This window comes from Vibrio sp. D173a (assembly GCF_030248475.1).
Window position 1 is genome coordinate 1 of record NZ_JAHGAH010000367.1, and the last position, 843, is coordinate 843.

Sequence of the window (843 nt, forward strand, 5' to 3'; positions counted from 1 at the left end):
TAATGCCGATCAGTTAAGAAATTAATAGACTGATCAATTGAACGATCCCACCAGTGTGTAAAAATCCGATAGACCATGTCTATCGGATTTTTTTATGCAACTGACTAAAGCCCTATCACTCGCCAATAACTTCGTTCCAGACTCTGAATCACTAGGAAAGTTGAGCGATATCCTTCCTGCAGAATTTATCAACCAATGTCTAGAGCAGGCAGGCATGGCAACAATCCGTAAGCGTCGGCTCCCTTTAGATATGATGGTATGGGTTGTGCTCGGTATGGCTTTTTACAGGGACGAGTCCGTATGGGACATAACGAGTAATATGCAGCTTATGCTACCGGGTAAGCGGCCATTAGTTGCACCTAGCGCTTTGGTACAGGCTCGGCAACGACTAGGAAGTGATGCGGTTAAGCAAGTGTTTACATCTACGGCTGAAATCTGGAACGCAGAAGCCAACTCTCCAACATGGCACGGCTTAACGTTACTTGGAGTTGATGGTGTCATGTGGCGCGCTCCAGATTCAAAGGAGAATATAGAAGTATTCGAACCCAAAAGTAATCAACACAGTGGAACTGCCTGCCCTCAAGTTAGAATGGTTTGTCAAATGGAATTAACAAGCCACCTGCTGGTGAATGGCGTATTTGATAGCACGAAAGTCAGTGAGATGAAGCTAGCAGAACAACTTATCGACTCAACACCAGACCATTCTATTACACTGTTTGATAAAGGCTTTTACTCGCTTGGCTTACTTGATAAGTGGGCAAGATCTGGTACAGAACGACACTGGTTACTGCCATTAAGAAAGGGAACTGTATATGAAGAAGTACGCTCTTTAGGTAAGCAAGA

1 protein-coding gene is annotated in these 843 nt (G+C 44.2%); it reads left to right on the plus strand.

Annotated elements, in window-relative coordinates:
* Window positions 1-94: 94 nt before the first annotated feature.
* The coding region (locus KIV40_RS25895; protein WP_285352062.1) for an IS4 family transposase at window positions 95-843 on the plus strand (749 nt) is incomplete at its 3' end.